The organism is Streptomyces sp. NPDC017940, from assembly GCF_044328435.1.
Taxonomy (GTDB): Bacteria; Actinomycetota; Actinomycetes; order Streptomycetales; family Streptomycetaceae; genus Streptomyces.
This window is the reverse complement of record NZ_JBIRHJ010000017.1, coordinates 1-22,423: the sequence shown is the minus strand read 5'-3', so window position 1 is coordinate 22,423 and position 22,423 is coordinate 1. Positions and strand designations below refer to the sequence as shown.

At 68.5% G+C, this 22,423-nt stretch carries 22 protein-coding genes; 5 read left to right on the top strand and 17 right to left on the bottom strand.

The window, feature by feature from the left end:
* Positions 1-134: 134 nt before the first annotated feature.
* The 13 genes from ACH4DX_RS34495 to ACH4DX_RS34435 all read right to left on the bottom strand — a co-directional run bounded on the left by ACH4DX_RS34495 (position 135) and on the right by ACH4DX_RS34435 (position 11,980).
* Positions 135-413, bottom strand: coding sequence for a hypothetical protein (locus tag ACH4DX_RS34495; protein ID WP_398158002.1), 279 nt, complete (start codon positions 411-413; stop codon positions 135-137).
* A gap of 11 nt (positions 414-424) precedes the next feature.
* Positions 425-1,174, bottom strand: coding sequence for a nuclease-related domain-containing protein (locus ACH4DX_RS34490; protein WP_398158001.1), 750 nt, complete (start codon positions 1,172-1,174; stop codon positions 425-427).
* The gene (locus tag ACH4DX_RS34485; protein ID WP_398158000.1) at positions 1,171-1,869 is read right to left on the bottom strand and encodes a hypothetical protein; all 699 of its coding nucleotides are present in this window, start codon (positions 1,867-1,869) and stop codon (positions 1,171-1,173) included. Before ACH4DX_RS34485 ends, ACH4DX_RS34490 begins: the two co-directional genes overlap by 4 nt.
* Positions 1,870-2,013: 144 nt before the next feature.
* Positions 2,014-2,634: a hypothetical protein gene (locus ACH4DX_RS34480; protein ID WP_398157999.1), complete on the bottom strand. Its 621-nt coding sequence runs from the start codon at positions 2,632-2,634 to the stop codon at positions 2,014-2,016.
* Between the two features lie 5 nt (positions 2,635-2,639).
* Positions 2,640-3,272: a hypothetical protein gene (locus ACH4DX_RS34475; RefSeq protein ID WP_398157998.1), complete on the bottom strand. Its 633-nt coding sequence runs from the start codon at positions 3,270-3,272 to the stop codon at positions 2,640-2,642.
* Positions 3,273-3,376: 104 nt separating this feature from the next.
* On the bottom strand, positions 3,377-3,775 hold the full coding sequence (locus ACH4DX_RS34470; protein WP_398157997.1) for a hypothetical protein: 399 nt from the start codon (positions 3,773-3,775) through the stop codon (positions 3,377-3,379).
* A 3-nt stretch (positions 3,776-3,778) separates the two neighbouring features.
* A complete protein-coding gene (locus ACH4DX_RS34465; RefSeq protein WP_398157996.1) occupies positions 3,779-4,003 on the bottom strand; it encodes a hypothetical protein in 225 nt (74 codons plus the stop codon).
* A gap of 224 nt (positions 4,004-4,227) precedes the next feature.
* On the bottom strand, positions 4,228-5,220 hold the full coding sequence (locus tag ACH4DX_RS34460; RefSeq protein WP_398157995.1) for a C40 family peptidase: 993 nt from the start codon (positions 5,218-5,220) through the stop codon (positions 4,228-4,230).
* Positions 5,220-5,765: a hypothetical protein gene (locus ACH4DX_RS34455; protein WP_398157994.1), complete on the bottom strand. Its 546-nt coding sequence runs from the start codon at positions 5,763-5,765 to the stop codon at positions 5,220-5,222. The genes ACH4DX_RS34460 and ACH4DX_RS34455 overlap by 1 nt, the downstream gene beginning before the upstream one ends.
* Positions 5,765-8,554 carry a hypothetical protein gene (locus tag ACH4DX_RS34450; RefSeq protein WP_398157993.1) on the bottom strand — a complete coding sequence of 930 codons (2,790 nt, stop codon included), beginning with the start codon at positions 8,552-8,554 and terminating at the stop codon, positions 5,765-5,767. The genes ACH4DX_RS34455 and ACH4DX_RS34450 overlap by 1 nt, the downstream gene beginning before the upstream one ends.
* Positions 8,551-11,184: an ATP-binding protein gene (locus ACH4DX_RS34445; RefSeq protein WP_398157992.1), complete on the bottom strand. Its 2,634-nt coding sequence runs from the start codon at positions 11,182-11,184 to the stop codon at positions 8,551-8,553. The genes ACH4DX_RS34450 and ACH4DX_RS34445 overlap by 4 nt, the downstream gene beginning before the upstream one ends.
* 52 nt (positions 11,185-11,236) lie before the next feature.
* On the bottom strand, positions 11,237-11,602 hold the full coding sequence (locus ACH4DX_RS34440; protein ID WP_398157991.1) for a hypothetical protein: 366 nt from the start codon (positions 11,600-11,602) through the stop codon (positions 11,237-11,239).
* 3 nt (positions 11,603-11,605) lie between these two features.
* A complete protein-coding gene (locus tag ACH4DX_RS34435) occupies positions 11,606-11,980 on the bottom strand; it encodes a hypothetical protein (RefSeq protein ID WP_398157990.1) in 375 nt (124 codons plus the stop codon).
* A 228-nt stretch (positions 11,981-12,208) separates the two neighbouring features.
* Here ACH4DX_RS34435 and ACH4DX_RS34430 point away from each other — a divergent pair, with 228 nt between their 5' ends.
* Positions 12,209-13,003, top strand: coding sequence for a ParA family protein (locus ACH4DX_RS34430; RefSeq protein WP_398157989.1), 795 nt, complete (start codon positions 12,209-12,211; stop codon positions 13,001-13,003).
* A 361-nt stretch (positions 13,004-13,364) separates the two neighbouring features.
* Here ACH4DX_RS34430 and ACH4DX_RS34425 read toward each other — a convergent pair whose 3' ends face one another.
* The gene (locus tag ACH4DX_RS34425) at positions 13,365-13,487 is read right to left on the bottom strand and encodes a hypothetical protein (RefSeq protein ID WP_398157988.1); all 123 of its coding nucleotides are present in this window, start codon (positions 13,485-13,487) and stop codon (positions 13,365-13,367) included.
* On the opposite strand from ACH4DX_RS34425, the gene ACH4DX_RS34420 reads away from it, so the two are divergent.
* Both ACH4DX_RS34420 and ACH4DX_RS34415 read left to right on the top strand, forming a co-directional pair.
* Positions 13,486-13,803 (top strand): hypothetical protein, encoded by a 318-nt coding sequence (locus tag ACH4DX_RS34420; protein ID WP_398157987.1) that lies wholly within the window; start codon positions 13,486-13,488, stop codon positions 13,801-13,803. The genes ACH4DX_RS34425 and ACH4DX_RS34420 overlap by 2 nt on opposite strands.
* A gap of 150 nt (positions 13,804-13,953) precedes the next feature.
* Positions 13,954-15,942, top strand: a complete 1,989-nt coding sequence (locus tag ACH4DX_RS34415; RefSeq protein ID WP_398157986.1) for an FtsK/SpoIIIE domain-containing protein — start codon at positions 13,954-13,956, stop codon at positions 15,940-15,942.
* Positions 15,943-16,012: 70 nt separating this feature from the next.
* Here ACH4DX_RS34415 and ACH4DX_RS34410 read toward each other — a convergent pair whose 3' ends face one another.
* Entirely contained in the window at positions 16,013-16,879 is an 867-nt protein-coding gene (locus ACH4DX_RS34410; protein WP_398157985.1) for an ATP-dependent DNA ligase, read from the bottom strand.
* A 737-nt stretch (positions 16,880-17,616) separates the two neighbouring features.
* A complete protein-coding gene (locus ACH4DX_RS34405; protein WP_398157984.1) occupies positions 17,617-18,132 on the bottom strand; it encodes a hypothetical protein in 516 nt (171 codons plus the stop codon).
* A 216-nt stretch (positions 18,133-18,348) separates the two neighbouring features.
* On the opposite strand from ACH4DX_RS34405, the gene ACH4DX_RS34400 reads away from it, so the two are divergent.
* The gene (locus ACH4DX_RS34400) at positions 18,349-19,140 is read left to right on the top strand and encodes a hypothetical protein (protein WP_398157983.1); all 792 of its coding nucleotides are present in this window, start codon (positions 18,349-18,351) and stop codon (positions 19,138-19,140) included.
* A 106-nt stretch (positions 19,141-19,246) separates the two neighbouring features.
* On the opposite strand, the gene ACH4DX_RS34395 is transcribed toward ACH4DX_RS34400, so the two are convergent.
* Positions 19,247-20,512: a DUF2637 domain-containing protein gene (locus ACH4DX_RS34395; RefSeq protein WP_398157982.1), complete on the bottom strand. Its 1,266-nt coding sequence runs from the start codon at positions 20,510-20,512 to the stop codon at positions 19,247-19,249.
* A 659-nt stretch (positions 20,513-21,171) separates the two neighbouring features.
* Between ACH4DX_RS34395 and ACH4DX_RS34390 the strand changes: the two genes are divergently transcribed.
* Positions 21,172-22,263 carry a hypothetical protein gene (locus ACH4DX_RS34390; RefSeq protein WP_398157981.1) on the top strand — a complete coding sequence of 364 codons (1,092 nt, stop codon included), beginning with the start codon at positions 21,172-21,174 and terminating at the stop codon, positions 22,261-22,263.
* Positions 22,264-22,423 lie beyond the last annotated feature (160 nt).

Below are 22,423 nucleotides of genomic sequence, written 5' to 3'. Positions count from 1 at the left end.
CGGGGGGGGGGGGGGGGGGTGGGGGGGGGGGGGGGGGGGGCGCGGGCGGGGGGGGGGGGGGGGGGGGGGGGGGGGGGGGGGGGGGGGGGGGGGGGGGGGGGGGGGGGCCCCCCCCCCCCCCCCACGGCTGCCGGTCAGCGGCTCAGGAGCTGCTGGACGTTGCGCATCACGGCGGCGGCCAGGTCGTAGTAGTCGGCGGCCACCGGCTCCTCGGCGGACAGTTGCTTGCCGCACGCGGCGAGCAACTGCTCTAGCTGCTCCAGGACGTCGGCGAGATGGGTGAGGGAGTGTCCGGGCAGGCCCTGGTTGACGAGCTGGGTGATGCCGGTGAGCAGTTCAGATGCGTCGCGCAGGTCCGCATTGGCGTCGCGCCGGGCGACGAGGAATGACGCGGGGGTGGTTGTGTTGGGCACGGCTGGGGTTCCTAGCGCTGGGTGTACGGGGGGAGGTCGGTGGCGGCCTTTGTGGCCAGGGCCCGCACGGCGTCGGGGTCACGGTTGTGGGGGATGCTCGCCAGGGCGGCCCGCAGGGAGCGGGCGGAGACGACCAGCAGGTCGGTGTGCCGGATCCGCCCGTGGGGGACCGTGGCGCCGTGCACCGCGATGACGGGATGCACAGGCACGCCCAAGACCTTGGAGGCCTGCGCCGCTTCGAACCGCACGGTCTTGACGGCGTCGCGGTAGGCGGTCTTGCCGATGTGCAGGACGTCGCCGCGCAGCGCGACCACACCCCCGCCGCGGGTCGTCTTGGTGTCGATGTAGACGGCTCCGCGGCCGTCGGGCACCAGGGCCAAATGGTCGAGGTTGGCCCTGGTGCCGGGCAGGGCCCGGTCGTGGAGCACGACCCACCCGGCACGCCGTGTGAGCGGCCGGAGAATCCGGGCGGTGCGCTGCTCGCCCCGGGCGCCCCTCTGCCACCGGGCTACCTCCGGACTGGTGGTGTAGAAGCGGCGCAGGAGGAAGTAGGGCACGGCTGTGGCGAAGAGGTACGCACTCAGGCCGGGGAAGAAGATGGCGGAGAACTGGGCGGTGATCCACCAGGCGAGCAGGGCGGGCAGCATCCAGCGTGCGGCGCGACGGTGCTGGAATCGGCGTTCCTCGCGGCGCAGCTCGTCGGCGCGCGCCTGTGCGGAGGCGCCCGCTGCGCCCCGTTCGGTGGGGGAGGGCGGGGTCACGTGACCTCCCCGGGGTGCCTGATGACGCTGTCGAGGACGGACTGGGCGGGGCGCCACAGCTCGGGAGCTCCCGAGCAGAGCACCGGTCGTGTGTGCGCGCGAACGTTGGCGAGCTGCCAGTGCCAGCGGTCGTGGTCGTGCTCTGCGTGCTCGCCCCAGGGCTCGCAGCACACGGTGCCGTGCTCGTCGAGGGTGGCGTGGTGGCAGTCGGCCAGACGGGCGCTGCCGACGATGGCCTGACGGCGCAGCCGCAGGTCTGATCCGATTTTGCGGATCTGCTCGACCAGGTGCTCGTCGGCGTCCCGTGCCGCGTGCAGGAGCACCAGGCCGCGGTAGCCGGTGGGGCGCGCTCGGTTCACTACTCGCTTGCCCATGTGCAGGATGGCGTCAGTCCACGGCTGGCGGATGGTCAGGGCGCGGGCCTCGTGCAGCACGTTGTCGACGGCGTGCTGCAATGCGGTGTGGCCGAGCTCGTCGACCACGTTGGAGGCAGTGGTGCGCCGGTCGAGCGCGAGCTCGGGGTACCTGCCGGCCTCCCAGGCGAGCGTGCGCAGCATTTGGGCGGCGCCGCCCAGCAGTTCCTCGGCGACTGCGTCAGCAGCGCGGGCGAGGGTGGGAGTAGGGGTGAGGGGGAGCGTGCTTACGGCGAGCGAGCGGGATAGGTCGGTGGTGCGGGGCCGGGATGTGGTGATCACGGCGGGTCCTCCCTGAAGTGGGATGGGTGTGGACCCGGCCGGGCCGGAGTGTGTTGGGCAGACGCGGCCCGGCCGGGGGTCAGAGGTCACAGGCCCTGCCGTGGGCGCACGGGGCGCCCACGGCAGAGAGCCGTGAGGAGAGGCCTAGGCCTGGTTCGATTCGCGTTCGCTGATGTAGGCGTCGGCGTTCGCACGCGCTTTGAGCTTGCTGCGCGCGGACATGAAGGCGCCGAAGGGGCAGCCGTCCGGGCCGAAGAGCAGCCATTCGCCAGGTGAACCGGTGTAGCCGCTGGCCAATTCCCACCAGCCGCTCGCGGTGTGACGGCGCATGGTGGCCTCGCCGTCGTTGAACCAGCCGAGCGCGGCGAGGTACTTGTCCGTGCGGGCGAGCTGTTGGCGCAGCTCGCGCAGTTCGCGCTCTGCCGAGAGGGGGTCGGGTTTTGCGGTGTGGATCCACAATTCGACGGGCCACAGGTGGCAGTCGAACCGTGCGCCCAGCTCCCGTGCACCGTAGGGGCCGCGGCGGAGGCGGACCGTGCCGCCAAAAGCGCGGTGCACACCGCGTACCGCTGCCACGGCGGCGCTGCGGGACCACTCAGGGAGCGCGAGGTGTCCGCGCACGGTGCCCGACTCTTGCTCGATCGTCCAGGACTGGACGGGGGGCAGGTGAGGGAGCCGCAGGAGGCGCTCGACTGCGCGGGCGGCACCGATCTGGCTGGCGCGGTGGTACTCGGCGTCGACCTCGGAGTACGCAGGGATTGTCACGGTGGTCACCGCCCCGCCGGAGCGGCGGGGGCCGACTCCGTGAGACGGCACCAGATACGCCGCTCAGTGAGGTCGGCGAGGTCGTGCCATGCCTGGGCGCTGTACGCCCACAGGTCCGGGCCGGGGAATGGGTTGATGGGCATCAGCGGCTGTTGCGCGACGTGCGCGGCCCGGTGCGCGTCGTGCAGTTCGTGATCGTCGCCGATAGGGCTGGGTACGGCGAGAACGGTGCTTGCTGTGAGCCGGATGCCCGCCTTGGGGGCGTCGTCCCCGTAGGCCGTGAGGTCGGCCAGTAGGCAGGTGGTGGCGTAGGCGTAGGACCGGGCTGCCCGGTGCCAGACGTGGGTCAGCGCACCCTCCAGGCCCAGGTAGGCGACGGCGATGCCTGCCAGGGTCTCGCTGTAGGGGTGCCGGGCCACGGTGCCGTCCTGGAGGACGGTCACGGCGTGCAGGGCGGTGTTCGGCACAGTGCCGGTATCGGGGTTGCAGGCGTCGGCGTCGGCCTGGAGAGCGTCGCTGGCAGCGTGTGTCTGCTCCCAGGCGGCACGGGAGCGGCCTGCGCCTGCCTTGAGTGCGTGCAGGCCGCTGGCGATGGTGCGGGCCCACTCAGGCGGATTGGGGTGCATGGGGTCGAACATGAGTTGTCTCCCTGGTGTTGGGCAGGGTGTGCGGTCGGTCGTGGCCGGTGCGGGCCGCCCGGTGGTGAGTCGGGCGGGGTGTGTCCCGTGTGGGCCGGTGGTTCTCAGTCGGTCTTGAGCAGTGCCGAGACGGTTGCTCCGCTGACGGCGAGCAGAGTGCCGGCGTCGCGGACGGACACGCCCAGGCTGGTGAGGCGCCGGGCCAGGGGCACAGCCGCGGTGCGGGCCTGCGCCGCGAGGCGCTCGGCCTCGCGGCGCAGCTCCCGCGCTGCGACCAGCTCGCCGTCGAGCTGAGGGTCTCCGGTGCGCGGAGAGATGGTCAGCACGATGTCCTCCAAGGGGAGGCCCTCGTGCTCACTGATCAGTTTCCGGAGCCGGGTGTGGAGTTGGGAGAGGGATCGGTGGGTGTCTTGTACCTCGGGCAGGTTCTCGACGTACGCCTGCCACAGTCCGCCTGCGGTCAGGACGGCGTGTGCGTCAAAGCTGCGCGAGGTGTCCGTCATTGGTCAGTTGGTCCTCTCGAAGAGAACCCCCACGCTGCGCACCACGGCGAGCAGGTCATCGTCCTCGGTGCCGGGTGCGGCGCAGCGTCGCCGCACCTGGTCAGCGAGCTTGGGCACGATTTCAGCAGCTACACGGATTACACCCGGCTCGTCGGTGTCGACGGCGAGTTCGGCGCAGATCCGTGATGCGTCGTAGGCCAGTTGGGGGTCGATGGTGTTGGTGGTCATGGACAATGGGGTGGCCTCCTTGCGAGGTGAGGGGCGCGGCGATCGTTGGTAGCGGAGTCGCGCCCCTCGTGCTGTGCAGGGCCGGGGGTCCGGCCTCGCACCATCCATAGTGTTCAGTCGCTTAACACTTGTCAATGACCGGAACGAGTGTTTCGGTGCCTAGTTCATAAAATCAAAAGGGTGCGAGGGGGCCGGATTCTCTCCGGCCCCCGGGGGCGGGTCGATCAGGCCTTGGCGGACAGGGCGGTCATCTGGCTGTCGGGCAGACGCCCGAACCGCATGTTCTCCGTGGCGGCGTTGTATTTGCGCACCCGCACGTCCAGACCGGTGCGGGGTGCTTCGACGGCGAGGCCCGGACGGACAACGATCATCACGTGCGCGGGACCGCCGTCCTGAAGTTGGGTGAAAATAAGGTCGCCGCTGCGTTCCTCGCCGCTGCGGACGGGGGCAGAAACGGAGTACATCTGCTGACTGGTGCGGACCTTGAGCTGGTAGCCCATCTGACGCCAGGCGTAGACGATCAGTCCGGAGCAGTCGAACCCGTGTGGGCCGGTGCCGCCCCATACGTACGGTTTGCCCACCTGCCGCAACGCGTGAGACACGTACCCCTTGGTGTCGTACGAGGCGGGCGAACTCAACGGCGTGCAACCGCTGTTCGCGTTGATCTGCTGTATCCCACTGGAGCCCGACGCGGATGCCACGACCTGGACGGCGCGGGGCTCATGCTTCGCGTAGGCGGTCGGGAACCCCGAACGCTGCACCGCCTGTGCGGCATCGTTGATCGACATGTCCTGCCAACCGCGGACCTTCAGAAGACGCCGGTAGAACGTGCGGGAGCTGTAGGCCGGATCCATGATCTGTTCGCGGGATCCCCAGCCCATCGACGGCCTTTGCTGGAACAGGCCCACACTGTCCGCATGGCCGTGATCGCGATTGAGCAGCCCCGACTCCTGCATGGCGGTGGCCACGGCGACGACCTGGCCGCGCACCGGCACCCGCATCTGCGTCCCGACGCTGATGATGGTGGAGGCACTGGCCTGCTGCGCGGAGCTGAGAGCCAGTCCGTTGCCTCCGAGCTTCATGTCGACGAGTGCGCAGGCGACGTTGCGTAGATCCAGATTCTCGACGGGTGCGGTCAGCATTCCTGCGATCAGGTAGGGCACGGCCACAACCCCGGCCGCGGCCGTGCCGAGTGCCGCCCAGACCTTTTTGCCCATCAGTTCACCGCCTGGGCACCGGGCTGCACGTCGTCGACGCGCCACCGGCCGGCACCGTCCTCGAGGAGCGTCACGGAAACGGTGCCCTCGTCGGTGGGCACTGCCACCTCTGTACGGCCGGAGGCGCCGGTGTCGGTCAGCCGGAGCCGACCGGACACCTTCGTGGCCGCGACGTTGCCGGGGTCGACGCTGGCCAGCTTCGCGGCCAGCCGGTCGGTGGTGTGCCGGGCCGCGCCTGCGTACCAGGTCCTCCACCCTGTGGGATGGCTCGCCCAGGCCGTCACGAAAGCCCGCGCCGTTTCGATGGCACGGTCGTAGTCCCGGGCGGTGGGCAGCGAGGGCGTGCTGGAGGGGGACGGGCGTGGCGCCGGTGCGCTGCTGGCTGCCGGGGGCCGCGCCTCAGACGTCGCAGTCGGATCGCCCTCCCCTTTCGGGGAGTTGACCAGCAGGGCAAGCCCGACCACGGCTGCCGCGATCACGGCGAGGGTCAGAAGCAGGCGGCGCAGACTGTGCAGGGGCCAACGCAGCAGATCACGTGTACCCATCAGCGCTCACCGCCGTCGTGGTCGTCGTCCCGCTCGTCACGCAGGCCGTAGCCGCTCTCCGGGTCGTACACCACGTAGACCAGGCCGCCGTCGTCATCACGCGTCGGTGGAATGACACGCGGTCCCTGTCCCTGGCTGTCGCCGGAGCCGGACTGGTAGGGGCGTTCGTCCTCTGGCGGCCGCAGAGGAGGCGTGCTCAGTCCGGATGTGTCGCTGTCGCTGGTCCGGGCACCGCCACGCACGGGTCCATCGTCGCTGGTGGCGGGCACGGACAGCTCAGGACTGTAGGGAATGGGCGGCGCCGTGTACGGCGAGGAGGCGCCCGGGCCGTAGGCGTGGCGGCGCGGGTGCGGGGGGCGCGGACGCTGGTCGGACCCGGTCATGGGTGTGGGGGCCCCGGGCGGGTGGTAGGCGGCCCCGGGCAGGTCGGGCCCGGAGACAGTGCTGGAGTCGGGGGCGCTCCTGGTTGAGGGCTGGTCGTCGAAGAAGCCGGGACTTGCGGGGGCAGGTTCCTCCCAGGGCCGGTCAGGCCTGGAGAGGTGCGTGATGACGTCGCTGGACTCGCTCCATCCCGTGGCGCCAGGGCGTGCGGGGTCGTAGAGCACGGGTTCGTCGACGGTGTCTGCCGGGGGGAGGGTGCTGTCGTGGTCGGCGCTGCCGTGCGCGCTCTCGTCGTCCTGGCCGAGAGGGGCAAGGACAGCGCCGCTGCCGCCGTTGTTGCCGTCGTCGGGTCCGGAGGGGTCGCCGCTGCGGGAGTACGGCCAGTCGTCGGCACCCCAGTACCCGTGGTCGGGGATGTCGGTGTCGTGGTCGTCTGCACGCTGCGCACGGCGTCCGCGGGGCTCGGTGGCCGCCTCGTCGTCCAGGTCCTCGTCGGAGGTAGTGCCCTGATGATTGGCCATGATCTTGCGCAGGGCACGGTAGCCCAGGTAGTTCTTGGCGGCCTTACCTGCCAGCCGCCCCGGCGCGGTGAAGGCGTCACCGGCGTCGGCCAGGTAGTTGCGGTTGGGATTGAGCATGCCGGAGAGCCGGGTGAGCGGGCGCAGCATCTTCCACAGCACGTAGCTGACCAGGAGCAGCAGTACGACCTTGGCCCATCCGGGGAGGTCGACCTGCGGGTCGCTGATCTCCCGGACGACCAGGACGTCAATCGCCCCGCCCACGGCGAAGAGCGGGATGTTGACGGCGCCAGCGACCCCGGAGTGGAAAGCCGTTTTGACGGCGCCTGAGGTCTTGCGGTGCAGGCCGATGACCGCGATGGCGGGGAAGAGGATCACCAGGAATTTGAGAGTGATCTTGCCACCGACGATCACCAGGTCGGCAGCCATGGAGAACGCGTTGCTGGCCAGAGCCTGGAAGTTGGAGAGGGTGCCCGCGCCCAGGCGTCCGCCTTCCTTGCCGGTGAGGTAGCTGTAGGCGGTCGGGTCTTCTTCCTTGATCTTTCCGGCGATCTTCTGGAACTGCTCCATTTTCGCCTTGATGACCTTGCCGCGTGCGTTGTCCGGCAGCCTGTCCTCTCGCCAGGTCAGGGCCTGGGCGTCGAAGAGTTGCACACCGTACTTCCGGGCAACTTTGCTGTCGTCGTCACCGAGTTCACCGCGCAGCCACTGCTGGTAGAGGACGGAATGCACGAGCATGTTGCCGTGCGCGTTGCGGTCTGCGACCCGGTCGCCGCTGGGCTCGCTGTAGGGGTTGGAGCGGGAGCCGGGGGCGTCGGGTTCGGCGGCCGGGTAGGCCACGGGGGTCAGGTTGGGCGACGAGGGGCGCGGCGTGGAGCCGTTGAGGTCGACGCTGGCGAAGGCCTGGTCGATGGCGGCGATGGTGGAGTTGATCGCGTCGTCGGCTGTCTTGGAGGCCTGGACGGGGTAGCTGGCCACGCCGGTGGCGACGGTCATGACGAGCAGGGCCCACGCGATCTGGCTGGCCACGTCGGGCAGATTCTTTTTCCGCGCCTGAAAGATGATCGTGGTGCCGAGCAGGAGCAGTGATACGCCGATCCACGGCGTGTACACCGCGTCGCGTACCGCCCGGGTGGCGCGCTCGACGACGGGGTCCAGGGAGCCGAACAGTTTGTCGCTGGTGGCGTACTGGCGCAGCACCACGGTGAGCGCAGTCCAGGACTTGGACCAGGTGAACACCCGGTTTGCGAGCCAGTTGTCGGTGGCGGCCATGGGGTCGCGGACGCTGCCGCCGCATCCCAGGTCGTAGGTGTTCCACTTCAGGCCGGCATACCCGTACTGCTCGTAGAGGTAGGCGTCGGCGTCGGCCGTCTTGGGGTCACGCGCGGCAGGCGCGTGCTTGGGCCCTGAGTCGATCCAGCCCAGGATCCCGCGGCCGGGTGCCTCAGGGGCCGGGGCCGCCTTGCAGTCGCCGGTCAGGGTGTCCAGCGGGTCGGAGTCGCCTCCGGCCTCGCCCCGCACGCACTGGTCGTGCGCGGGGCCTTTGACGTCCTTGCAGGGGTCTTCGTCGTCCTTGGCTGGAGTGGCCGGAGGCGCGCTGGTGTCCGCCGGTCCGTCGCTGCCGGTGTCGTCCTTGCCGTCCTCCCTGACGGCGTCGTCGGAGCTGTCGCCGTCGTCGCCGTCCTTCTCGCAGTAGTGGCGCTGGGGGCTGCCCGCGGGCAACTGGTCGCAAGGGTCGTCGGCGGGGGCCGTCACAGCGGCCGGGACGGTGGAGGGAGGCTGCACGGCGCGTGCAGTGCCGACCAGCGGCACGCACAGCATGAGCAGCAGACCCAGCAGTGCCGCGCGGCGTCCGGCCGTGCGCAGCCGCAGGCGTGCGAACAGAGTCATACCCGCGCCTCCAGGCCCTCGGCGACTGCCTGCGTCCACGGGTTGGCGTCCTGCTGGGCGTGCCTGCGGCCAGGGGTGGAGTCGAGTGCGTCGAGCAGTGCGGGGCGGTGGCGCACGGGAACCGTGATGCGCTCCACGGCGCCGGTGCCGTCGCGGAAAATGAACTCCCGGTCCTGCTGCCTGTTCGCACCCTGGGCGTGCGGGGACAGTCCGGCGAGCATGTCCTCATACCCGCTGCCCTCGGGCACGTTGAGCAACTTGAGGGCGGCGCGCTGCGCGTCGCTGCCCACGGTGCGCCCGACGAAGACCGACTCGATCCAGTTCTCGATACCCGCCATCTGCGCGTCCTGGCCGTCCTGCGACAGCAGCAGGGCGCGCGCGTTGTGCTTGCGCGAGTCGCGGCCGGTTTTGCGCAGCAGTTCGCGGCCGGAGCTGACGCGCTGGAAGAAGTGCGCCTCATCGAGGAGAAGACCCTTCCTCTCGCCGACGTCGCGGGTGTAGATGCACGACTGCGCGTACCAGGCGGCCAGGTGCAGCAGCGGCATCGCCAGCCGTTCCTCCACCGACCAGTCCTCCTGCCGGGTGTCGGTGGAGGGCAGGGCCAGGCCCCGGAGGTTGAAGCAGACCAGGCGCCAGTGGCGGGTCAGGTAGCTGTCGTCACCGTCGGCTTCGGGGAAGATCAGCATTCCCTGGGGGGTCTCGGCGATGCTGTGGAGCAGGTCGGCGATGACCACGGCGTGTTCGTGGTGGCGGGTGTTGAGCTTGCGCAGAGCGCTGATGATCTCGCGGGGCGAGCCGTGCACCGAGGAGTCAACGTGCTCCAGGGCCTGCGTGATGACCAGGTTGGTCTCGGGAGCCATCGCGATCGCTTTGGGCAACATCGCCATGAGGACGTCCATGGCCAGGGTGTTGCGGGTGCGCGCGGTGCGCCGCCGGTCCATCTGGTATGCCCGGTCGGCGGCCGCGGACGGGTCTTCCTCACCCCGGTAGAGCTCGGGACCGTAGTGGCTCGGGTCGGGTTCGGGAAGCAGGCGGTAGGGATTGAGAGTGCCCGGCTCGCTGGCCATCAGGTCGATGGCCCTGCTGTAGGGGCGCAGTTCGGGCAGTTCGCACAGCCGCTTCAGAGGGCCGGAGGGGTCCAGGAGGATCCACGGGACTCCCATGCGGGCCGTGTGGTACACCGTGTTTCCGCCCAGCACCGTTTTGCCGCTGCCCTGCGTCCCCAGCACCACCGTCAGTCCGTTGGCCTCGCGGACCTCCATGGACTCCCACGGGTGCCACATGACCGCGCGGCGTGCGACACCACTGGTGAATCCGAGGTTGAAGCCGCTGCGGTCGCCAATGGCCGCGGTGACGGCGGGCAGGGAGCCACCCAGGGTGCGTACCGGCATGCGGCGGGTGTAGGCGTCGCCGCTCAGCGGCTCGCAGGGGATGAACTCGCGCGCCAGGGCGTACTGCGCTTTGGGGTGGGTGATCAGGACGCTGGGCTGGTACAGCTCGCGGACCAGTTGCACGCGATCGGCCAGCTTCTCGGGATCCGCCGCCGCAATCGCGATGCGGTACCAGCCGCGCGTACGGGTGGACAGCCCGGTCGCACCATGGTTGATGTCGTCCTCGATGTACTGCCCGGAGTTGGACTGGCGTTGCAGGCTCACCGGGGGCTGGACACCGTGCTCGCGGTGGTGGTGGTGCTGGTGGCGGATCTGGTCGAGCTGCCGCGTGATTTCGTTGCCTGCCTCGTTGTCCTCGCGGATGTCGATGGTGGCGCTCAGCTCGTAGTCGAACCGCAGTCGGTCCAGGCGCTGGAGCCAGGGGCCGAAGGTCGACTCGGGGATCTGGGGCAGGTTCATCCGGCCGAAGGTGAGTACGGCGACGTGCCGCTCCACCCTGCGGCCGTTGCGGGTGCCGGCGACCAGGACGTGAGGGGAGTACGGCGAGGGTGACGTCCACTGGATGCCGTCGGTCCACTCGTGCAGGTCGCTCGAGTTCCAGACGTCGGTGGGCTGCGGCCGGGTGTGCAGCGGCGCGGGCAGGCACAGGCCGAGCGACCGCGTCATCAGCCAGTCCATGTCACCGGCCTGGGCAGGGTGGGCGTCCAGCCCGGGGCCTGCCATGACGTTGTCGATGGAGGCGATGTCACGGCGGAGTTTGGCGAGCTGCTTGTCGACGGAGCTCCGCAGCAGCGGCAGGCCGGTGGTGGTGATCCGCCCGACGGTGACGCCGTAGTAGCAGACCTTGTCGTCCAGCGGCAGGCGCGCCACTTTCTGCTGCTCCTCTGCCAGGTACTCGCGCCAGCCGGGCAACGGGTCGTGGGCGGAGCCGTCCAGGGCAGCGGCCCACCGGGCCACCGGGTAGGGGCGGTGGGTCACGCGGATGTGGATCCGGCGTCCGACGAGCTGGGCCAGGCGCTGCGCGTGACCGGAGATCAGACTGTTGCAGTCGGACCGGCTCAGGAATGACCAGCGCTGCGGGGCGGCGACGTACCAGGCGGTCACCTGGCCGCCGCGGGAAATCGTGAGGTTGCCGACGATGCCGGTCAGCCGCAGGCCGCTGCGGTCGCGGCGTACGGGTTCGGGGGCCTTGCGGGTGCCGGGTGTGGTGTCCCCGGCATCCTTGGTGCGCTTCTTCATGGTGTGTCCTCTTGTGTTGGGCAGGAGGCGGTGGGGTGCGGGGAGGCCGCGGTCAGGGGCAGGTGGGTCGGCGGTGGACGTCGCGGAGACTCATCTCGGTGACGACTGGCCGGACCGTTGCCGGTGACCGTGGTGCGCGGACCTCGTGGAAGAGCGTGGTGATCACAGAGCGCACGGATGTGTCGTGGGTGATGTGCGGTGTGATCTTGCGGGTGAGACCCACGGCAGCGAGCAGGCCGTAGGCGATTGGCCAGAAGGCCAGCAGGCCCAGCAGGTTGAGGGCGGCCAGGATGAGGACGGCCAGGAGGGCGAAGACGCCGTATGCCTGGTACCGGGCCCGCCAGGGCAGCGTGACGCGGGGCGGCCCCAGGAAGACATTGTCGACCGAGTACACCTCGTCGTCGGTGCGCATCTCCATGGTTCAGCCCCCGGAGGTGACCATGCCGACCAGGGATTCGCCCAGGCCGGTGGAGATGGAGGCGAGGCCGACGACGCCGATGCCGAGCAGCACGATTCCGGCCTGTGTGGCAGCCGCGGGCAGGTCGCGCTTGCGGGCGCCGAACACGATGAAAAGGCCACCGACCAGGATGCCGATGGGGATCAGGTTGTCGGTGAGCAGTTCCTCGACTCCGCCGGTGTCGACCTTCACGTCGCCTCCGGCGGCGTGAGCCAGGGCGGACTGCGGCCCCAGTACCAGGGCGGCGGCGGCCATGACGACGACGGCCAGGCGGCGGTGGATCTGTCCGAAGCGGCGGGGGCGTGCTCCGGTCCGGGGGCGGGTTGCGTTCCTGCGCATGGGCGTTGCTCCTCTGTCGTGGGTGTGACCCCATCAAGTCCCATGTGACTAGCGGGACATGGGGAGGTCTCCACGATAGGGGTTTCTGCGACGCTGCGCAGTCCCTAAAACACATGTCGTCAACGTGCCTTAGCAGCTCAGGGATTGAGCCCTATCGTGTCGCATGTAACTCCATGGGGGATGAGAACGTGACCGGGGGAGAGAGCGGGATGACACATGTGGATTGCTGTGGGCAAGGGCAAGGGGGGCGCGGGGTGCACCACCTCCGCTCTGGAGTTGGCCTATGCCGCCACGCGCCGCACCCGGGGCGACCGGCAGCGCCGGGTAGGCGTGATCGACCTCGACCCGCAGGGCAACGCCACGGCCGTGCTGGAGCCGGACAGCCGCACTCCGGGGATCAAGGACGTCCTCGCTCCGCGCTCCGAGGGCCAGCCGCCCCCGCTCGCGCTGCGCGACGCCCTGAAACCAACGGCGTGGGAAAACGTCTGGGTCGCACCGGCGGACCGTTTCCTGGCCAACCGGGAAGCGGATATGACAGCCGAAGGAATCGCTGCTCTCCGCAGCGCCAGAATCTCGGGCGAAATAGATGACCTAGTGGATGATGTCGTGGTCGATCTCCCCAGGGACATCGGGAGGCTGTCAGCAGCGGGATTGCTAGGCGCAGAATGGCTTTTTATCACGGCACGTTCCACCATCTGGGGCGCACAGGGTGCCGAAGAAATGCGCTATACCGCCACCAGAATTGCACGTAAAGGAAACCCTGAACTGAAGATCGCAGGCTATATCGTCGCGGCACACGAAAATACGGCTGATGCGGAAAGAGTGCTCGGCAATCTGCGCGAAACATTTGGTCTGGATTTGCTCGCGCCTCCCGTTCCCCGGCGGGCACGCGTTCCGGAAGCCATTGAGAGCTATCACACACCGTGCAGGGAATTCGGTGCGGGACTGAAAGGCATTTCTGACATCTACCAGAAGTTCTATGACCTGGTCCTGGAAAAGTCGCTGAAGTCGGGGGACGTCTGATGCCAAAGCCGAACGGCGACAAGAGGGGCCGCACACGATCGCGCCCCGCAGTCATCCAGCAGCGACACGAATTGGACCCGGCCGATATCGCGCTCTCGGACGTGGCGACACCAGCGACACCGGACGGCGACACCAGCGACAGCGGAGCGACGCGGCGACAGGCGACACCGGCCCCGGCGACAGGCGACAGCGACACCGGGCAGCGACAACCCCGGCGACATGTCGCCGTGAGGGGCGACAGCGACATGGCGACACGACGACAGGCGACAGACCTCGATGTCGCGGCGACAGGCGACACCGGCGACAACCGGAGGCCTGTCGCAGCGACAGCGACAACGGAAGGCGACAGCGACATGGCGCCTCAGGCGACAGCGACACCGGCCCGCACCCCGCGACGGGCGAAGGCGACACCGGCGACGCCGGCGACGCCGACACAGGATGCGGACGCGGCGGAAGAAGAGATGAAACCGATCTCGTTCACCATGCCCCCCAGCCTCATCGGCCGGCTCCGGTCGGCCCAGCACTACACCCAGCTCCAGGAGGACGGCTACCACAACATGAGCGAGCTGGTGCGCGCCGCGGTCGAGGAGCGGGTCAGCTACCTGGAGAAGACCTACAACAACGGCAAGCCCTTCCCCGCGGTTGACAGGCTGCGCACCGGGCCAAGTCCCGCAGGAGCCGTCCGGGGTGCCCGGGTCCGGGCGCGCAAGCGCCGCGACGCCGACGAGACCGTACAGCCGCGCCTCCGCACCAGGCAGGCAGGCGCTGGAGAAGAGCAGGGGGAGCAGGAAGACGCGTGACGAAAAATCCCGCCGCGAAGGGCGGGAAGTGACTGGGCGCTGAGTCCTTAGATTCTCGCGAAGCTGCGATTCAGAGCCTCAGCGTACCAGCACTGTCAAGCCCGAAGAGGGGGGCGCGCCGTGACCCCCCGTCACTGATCGGAGGATGCCGTGGCACAGCCCAGCACCACCGCCGTACAGGAGCAGGAGCGCTCACCCGTGATCGCTCCTGTCTCCTACGGCGTGGGTCTCGCCATGATCAGCTACGCCGCTGCCCAACTGCTCGACCGTCCCCTGCTGCTGCCCGTCGGTATCGCCCTGGCGGTCCTGGTGGCCGTCGGCGGATCACTCGTGACCGCGTGGCACAGCCGCCGAGCTCGGCCACTGCGCGAGCTCCACGCCGCTCTGCTGCCGAAGTTCGGCCCGCAGTTCACGACGAAGGGAATCAAGATCGTCCGGAGGGAAGGCAGCACCCCGACGGAGATCACCATCACCTACCCCCCTGCGTTCAACGAGCGCGACGCGACAGCACGCGCAGAGGTACGCGACATCGTCGCCAAGCGGATCGGTGGCAGCGTCGAGGCGACATGGCAGCCCCCGCGGCGCCGTGTCGTCTGCCGTGTCGCCGTGTCGCCCGACACGAGCGACATCGTCGACAGCGACACCCCCGTCACGGCGACCCACGCCGACGACACCCCCGAGCGTGCGCGCCTGCGCTCACGGGCGACAGATGTCGTCCGCTCGATCATGGGCACCACGGCCAAGCTGGCCGATGTCGCGTTCGACGGCGACACCCCGACCATGATCGAAGTCACCTACGACACGACGAGCCGGGACCTGTCGCTGGCGTTCCGGCAGCGCGTCATCATGCAGCTCGACAGCAAATTGCCCGGCCAGTGGAACGATTTGTGGGACCTGGAAAACGACAGGGTGCGCTTTCAATTGCGCCCGGAGTTTCCCACCAACGTCCCCTACCCTCTACTCCACAAGCCGCGCAAGTACGAAATCCCGTACGCGGTCACGGAACAGCACCAGATCGAGGCGTGGAAGCTCGGCAGCAAGAATCCGCACTGCCTGGTGGTGGGACCAACAGGCAGCGGTAAAACCGTTTTCATCCGTAACCTGGTCGTCGGCGCACGGCTCCTGGGTATCCCAGTAATCCTGTGCGACCCCAAGAGGACGGAATACCTCGATTTCGTCGGAATCCCAGGTGTACGTGTCATCACCGATGTCGAAGAAATCGCCGCCGCCATCACCCGGACTCGGGACGAAATGCAATGGCGTTACGGCGAAATTGAAAAGGGTACTACCCGGAAGGGGCAGCACGGTAAGGTTCTGCTGATCCTCGACGAGTTCTTCGTCTTCAAAGCGAGGATCAAAGAGGTCTGGGACGAAGAGCGCAGACGCGACAACAAAATCAAGCGCAAGGAGCACCCGTGCCTCTCGCACTGGAATGACCTGATCGTGCTGGCCCGGACAGCGGAAATCCATCTGGTTGTGGGGATCCAGCGGCCCGACGCAGAATTCCTGACAGGTCTGGCTAGGGACTCCCTGCGCAAGCGGATCTCCCTGGACAGGACCACGGCGCAGGCGGCCATGATGATGTGGGACGACGCCAGGGTTGGCCGCGATCTGCCAAGCGTGCAGGGGCGCGCCATGGCTACCACCGATCGCGGTCCTGATCAGGTACAGGTCTACCGGCTGCTCACCCCCACTGACGAAGACGTGTGCACGGAGGCCGACGCTGCGGTGTGGCAGGAACTCGTACGGCGCATGAGGCAGGATGCCGACGGCGAAGAACCGCTCGGCTTCCTCGGGCATCTGGGAACGGAGATCGTGGAGAGGCCGCCCGCTGCCATGGCACTTCCGGCCGCGCCGGCGGATGCCGAGGAGCAGGCCACGGCACCCGACACCTGCCCTGCGGACTCCCCACTCGGTATTGGTGACGGCGTGCTGGTACCCGTCGGCATCTACGACCTGGAGGTGGGCGACCACATCGTGCTGGATGAGGACGCGGATGATGCGGCGGTGGAGATCCTCGACCTGCACTTCGGTGAGGCGGATGACGGCGAAGACATCGTAGAGATCACCTTCCGGACCGAAGAAGGCGCCGACACTCGTGAACTTGGTGTCGATGCGACGGTGTACCGCAAGGAGTAGCCTCGCCCGGTCCATCAGGAGGACTCCGGCCCCGAGAGGGCCGGAGTCCTTTTTCGCGTGCGGGACCGTGTCACCTGAAGCGGGTGACGGCGACCACGGCGTGCCGGGTAGTCCCGGCAAGAGCCTCGATGACGATGCCCCTGGGAGCCGTGAGGTACGGGACACCATCGTCGGTGCGAGCGCGTCGCCCGGGTCCGGCGTCACGAAGACGTTCCGCGGCCTGTGCAGCAAGAGCAGCCGGTAGCCGCTGAGAAAGGACACGGCGGCCGTCGGGCAAGAGCACGGCCAGTGCTCGCGGGTGCCGGGGACTGCCGGTGTATCCGATCACGTCACAGTCGACGGTGTCGGCGTGCCTGATCTTCAGCCAGTCGCGCGCCTGAGACCGGTAGGCCGAAGTCGCCGGTTTGGCGACGATGCCCTCGATGTTCTGTTCCTGGAGTGCGGAGTACCAGAGGCGTGCTACCTCGATGTCGTCAGTGGCAGGCACGGGTTGGAGGGGAGGTCCGACGTGCTCCAGGACCTGGAGGAGAAGGGCGCGCCGCTCAAGGTAGGGCCGCCCTCGGATGTCGCCGTGTGCGGGGTGGGTGAGGATGTCGAACGCGGCGTAGGAGGCGGGGAGGATGTGGGCGAGCTCGCGGGCGCGGGCGATGCCAGCGGCTGCGCGAGACTGTACGGCGCCGAAGTCGAGTTTTCCGTTGCGCCAGATGACGGCCTCACCGTCCAGTGTCACACCGGGTGCGAGGTGCATCCCGGCTCCGGCGAGGTCCATCCATGCGGTGGTGACCATCTGCCCTGAGCGGCCTTGGAGCCGTACTGTTTCCGCATCGCGGATCAGGATCACTCTGTGACCGTCGAATTTGGGTTCGTACATCCAGCCCGTGCCGACGGGCAGAGTGGGGACGGCGCGGGCGAGCGCGACGCGGATGGGGTGTTCCACCCCACCAGCCTCCGGCCGCCTGCGGCCTGGCGCCCGGTGGACTGGTCCAGGACGGCCTGGGCTCTTCCTATCTGGGTGCGCGTGAGGCTCGGCCTGGCCGGCACCAGGCCGAGCCTCACGCGGTCACTCGTTGCGGTGGTTCGCGGCGTGCTGACTGCCAGGTCACGGCAGGGCTGCGTCACGGTGTGCCGATGTACCGCTCTCCCCTCGTTCTGGTCCTGGCCGTGGTCGCCGTGCTGCTCGCCGGGTGCACGGTGGTTCCCGAGTCGCAGGTCCGGCAGCGTGCTGCGCCTGCCAAGAGCCGCGCTTCGTCGTCGCCGCTGGTGTCGGCGAGGGTTCCGCCTGCCCCACGTCCGGTGCAGCCGCGGGGCAGGGATGAGCTGGTGCGTACCGGGCCCGCGCCGAGCCGCCCCAAGCGGACGGCGGCACCGGTTCGTTCAGTCCCGGTGCCGCCCGCCGAGCGGCCCTCTGTGGCTGTGCCCCGGCGGCCGGTTCAGGCTGCGCCTGGTCCTGGCCGGGCAGTGCCGCCGCGACCGGCGCCGAGGCCGGTTGTGCGGCCGTCCGCTCGTCGGCACCAGGAGCGGGCGGTGCCCCGTGCCCGGGGTGGGCGCCCCTCATCGTCCGCCAGGGTCGGGGGTGTGTCTCCTGGGGTGGTGTGTACGTGGGCGTCGGGCAGTGGTCTGGGTCCGTCGGTGGTGGCCGCGTGCCGTGAGCAGATGCGCCGGGCGGGGTGAGGTTCAGCGCAGGGTGACGCAGGCCTTGGTGTTGTGGCCCTTGACCTGTCCGCAGACGCGTCCGCCGCGGCGGACGTCGATGCCGTCCTGGTAGTCCCACCAGTGGACGGCGGTGCCGTTGTAGTTGGTGGCGCGCTGCCAGCGGCTGGTGTGGACGCTGCCGCCGGGGCGCTTGTAGGCCCACCGGACGTAGTAGGTCCTGGAGCGCGTGAAGCCCTTGTAGCGGCGTACGTCGACTCGGGACACGGCGCGGGTGTTCCGGGTGGGGTGTTGGATGCGCTTGGTGTGGGTGGTCACGGCGAGGCAGACCAGGCGCCCGCGTACGCAGCGGGTCTGGTGCCGCGTCTTGCCTGATGCGTCCTGCGGGGCCGCTGCCGCTGTCTGCCAGGCGGTGCGGGCGGCCGGGTGCTGGGGTGCGGCGTCGGCGGTGGGGAGGGCGAGGGCAGCCAGGAGCAGGGTGCTGGTGGCCAGGACGGCAGGGGTCCAGCGGCGGCGGCCGGGACGGGTGGGGGCGGGCATGTGCGTCTCCCGGGGGTTGAGCGGGCAGGGTCACCGCGTCTATCGGGGTGCGTCGCACAGTGGGCACGTGCGGGGCGGTGTGATCACTCAGACGGTGCGTGCTGGACCGGTTCCTCGCAGGCCTGTTCGTCGCGGGGGAGCTGCGGGCGTTGGGGGGCGGGTACGTGTACCCGTGTGGCGTTGGTGTGGGCGCGGGTGGTGGAACGGGCGCGGGTGGTGGCGGCCGAGTACGGGACGCCGGTGACGTTGCGGCAGATGTATTACCGGCTGGTGGCGGAGAGTGCGGTGCCGCATCAGGCGTGGGCGTACCGGAAACTGTCGGCGCACCTGGCGGTTTCGCGGCGTGCGGGGCGGGGGCCGGAGCTGGTGGACATGACGCGGGCGGTGCATGTGCCGCCCGCGTGGCCGGACGCGGCGGCGATGCTGGCGGAGCTCCCGGAGGTGTTCCGGATGGACCGGACGGCCGGGCAGGCGGTGGCGTTGTACGTGTGCGCGGAGAAGGACACGCTGCGCGCGCTGTTCGCACGGTGGTTGGAGGGGCTAGGGGTGCCGGTCCTGGTGGTGCGGGGGTTCGCGAGCGAGCCGTATGCGCAGTTGGTGCGCGAGCGGACGGCGGCCGATCCGCGGCCAGCAGTCCTGCTGTACGTAGGGGACTGGGACTGTTCCGGCGAGGACGTCGAACGAGACTGGGTGACCCGTACCAACTGCTGGGCGTACGTGGAGCGGGTGGTGCTGACGCCGGAGCAGGTCGAGGCGTACGGCCTGGTGGCAGCAGAGGGCAAGGCCCGTGACCCACGCTGGCCAGCCTGGGCACGCCGTCACGGCTACGACCCGGGATGCCCGGTGCAGTGGGAGGTTGAGGGCCTGGATCCGGTTGAGCTGCGCCGCCTGCTGCTCGCTGCGGTTGCGGAGCATGTGGACCGGAGGGTGCTCGCGCAGGTCCTGGAGGAAGAGCAGCAGCACCGAGCGGAGCTGCGTGCGTTCATCGAGGAGTGGCGCAGGCGATAGCGAGTGAGGCACCTGCGGGGCAGAGTGAGCGGTCGCCGCATCTCTGTCCGATCATGCGGTAGGCCCGGCGCACCCCGCGCCGGGCCTACCGCATGATCGGACACTGCTACTCGACGTCGTCGAGGCTGATGATGCCCTCGTCAACCATCTTCTTGATGTACCGCTGAGCGGAGCGGGTGCCGACCGATACGCGGTCGTCCTCTGCGATGCGGGGGCCGCTGACAGACTCCCCGACAGCCACGAGTTCCAGGACAACCTCGACGGCGCGGTCGTAATTGGCCTGCCGCCGGTCGGCGACGTCCTGCCGCTCCTGCTGCTCCCGTGCGTCACGCTCGTTACGCGTCTCGATGCCGACCACGGTGGAGACGCGGGAGGCAGCGCGGGCGGTCGCGACTGCCTGGGGTCGAGGAGCGATGTTCAGGGGCTCGGTGCCGGAAGCTTGGGCGGGTGCTGCCGTGCTGAGACTGACGTCAGAGCCGGTGTACGGGGTGTCGCCCTCGATGTGGGCGGACGTGGTCGTGGAGCCCGGGGGGAGGGCGGTGGTTTCGTCGGCGTTCTCCAGCTCGCGGCTGGTGTCGCGGGGCGCAGGAATGGGGGCAGGGGCGAGGTCGGGAGTGCTGTCCGGAGTGCGGAGCAGCCGTTCGGGGTCGTCGCCGTGCCTGTGGACGTCATAGACCTGGGCGGAGGTAAGGGCGCCGATGCGGTACTCGAACCACATCTCGATGGGGGCCGTGTGGCGCCACCGGCGTCCGTAGAGGCGAGTAAGGGCGGCGCGGGTGCGCAGCCGCTGCTTCCGCAGCTCCAGAGCCTCCTTGTAGGAGGTGACCTCCCAAAGCTTCATGTGGCGCCACAGCATCACCGTGGAGAAGGGGGACAGAACCCAGTTGATCAGCGGGATGGGGTCGGTCCGAGTGCCGTTGGCCCTGCCGATCCACACGCGGTAACCGTGCGCTACGACCTCGGTGAAAGCAATCCACAGGGCAGGAAGGGCGGCGTGGGCGATCTGCGCATCGAGCTGGTCGGTGCTGGTGACGTTGAGGTGGATCGTCACGTAGGTCAGGACCCAGGGGAGCCACCGGACCCAGCCGAGTCCCATGTTGAGCCGAACGAGCAGTAGGTAGCTCATGCTGAAAACCGGGATGGCGATGTCGACGGCGATGGGCACGATCTCCGGGTGCTCGAACCCCCGGGCCCGCATGTGCTCGGTGACGTTCTCAAACGAGGCGTAGAGGCCGAGTGCGCCGACAGCGAGTGCACCCAGTGCGACGCACGCCATGAAGACCCACTCGATCCTGGAGAGCCGCGGTGCGCGCCAGTGGCCGGCAGCCATGCGCTCTGCTGACTCAGTGGGGACCGACTCTGTGCTCTGCATCCCTGCCCTCCTCTGTGACGGGTGTTCACCGTGTGGGCCCGCCAGTGGAGTTCATGCTATCGCCGGTATCGCACGAGTCGCATGTAACATAGCGGCCAACAGTGCAAAACAGTATAGGGCTTGCATCACAAAGTCAAGCCAGGATGCACTGTGGCGGGAATGAAAAGGCGCTGAGGAGCAGCGAATCTAGACCGTCTTTCAAGGCGGGTGGGGCGCGGCCCCGGCAGCCGCCTGGGGTCGGGTGCTGCGCACCCGACTGCGCAACCGGTCGCTGCGCGACCGGACGAGCGCTGCGCGCTCTGCGCACGGCCCGGTAAGCAAGTCCCTTGCTGCGCAAGGGACTTGGGCGCTACGCGCCACCGGTCCGCGGCAGCCGCCGGGGCCGCGCCCCACCCGCCTTGAGGGCCGAAAATCAACTTGGGCTAAACGGTGGTTCTTGCTGCAAAATGAGTGACATAAGCCCTATACTGTTCTCATGCTGAAAGGGCAGTGGCAGCCCTTTCAGCAGACCGGAACCCATCCACCATGAAAGGGAAAAAATGACTTACCTGCAAACTCGCCCCTTGAAGCTCTCTACGTCTCACGCAGAATTGACGCGAGCTCTGAGGCTCATTGAGTTTGGAGTGAGCCCCACTTCCGGAACCCCTGTCATGCGAGGCGTGCTGATTGAAGCGGCAGAGGGTGGGGCAAGGCTCAAGGCGACGAATTTCGAGACCGCCACGTCGGTGTTCGTGAAAGGGGATGTTTCCGCTGACTCCGGCAGTAGTCTGCTCAATCACAAGGAACTGACAAAGGTTCTGGCCGCAGCGGCAGCAGGAGAGACGAAGGCGGCGGCCGCCCGCATTCCCGTGACAGTTGAGGGAGCCGTGGTGATGACGCCTGACGTCGCCGTCCCGGTTGAGGCCTACCCGAGCGAGGAGTATCCGCACGTACGCGAGGCAGCCCCGTACGTTGCGACGGTCGACGCGTGCGAGCTCTTCCGTCAGTTGGCGAGGGTCCTTCCAGCCGCGGGTACAGACGACACACTGCCCATCCTCCAGTGCGTCGAGATGAGGGTGGAGGAAGGGGTACTGCACGCAGCGGCTACCGATCGCTACCGCTTCCCGGTCGCAGAGGTGGCCACGCAGGACGTGGGGAAGTGCAGCGCGGCCAAACCCGGAGCGTCGGCCCTGTTCCCTGCAAAGACCCTCCAGAAGCTCATGCAGCGGCTTCGCGACTACGAGGGCCAGGTGCTCATCGGGATGGCGGACTACCTCACCCTGACGTTCGGGGACGTCGAGATCAGCGGAGGCCCGACCGAAAGTGGCCTACCGCAGTACCGGAAGCTCTTCCCCGAGAGCTACCACGCGGGCATCACCGTTGATCGCGAAGCGATCACACGGGCAACGAAGAAGGCAGCCGGCATTCTGAGGGCGAAGGGACACCAGAACACTCCGTGCACCCTCACCTACGGGCCTACCGGGATCACGGTCACCCCCCTCCTGGATCCCGCAGAGCGAGACAGGGTCAAGGGAATGCAGGCCCCGGGGACATGGGCCTACGGCTCACTCGAAAGTCTGGGCAGGGACAACAACGCTTTCAACCCAGAATTCCTCCTAGACACACTCAGTGCCTTCGCAGGTGAATCAATTACAATTCACCTGATTCAAAACCCGGAAGGCAGGCAATTTAAGCCTGTCCTGTTCACGGAAGAAAGCGACCCGAAGAGCGGAACCTATCGGCACTTGATGATGCCGGTTCGTTTGAATTAAACGACGTTCCCTTTTGGATTGCTGGCCGTTTGGCCAGCAATCCAAAAGGAGTCAATCCGCAAAGCGGATTGACAAGAGTTGTGCAGTGTGGTTGAATTCCGCTTTAGCGGAATTCGGTGGGTGTAATTCCTGCGCGAAGCGCAGGAATCCGGCATAGCGG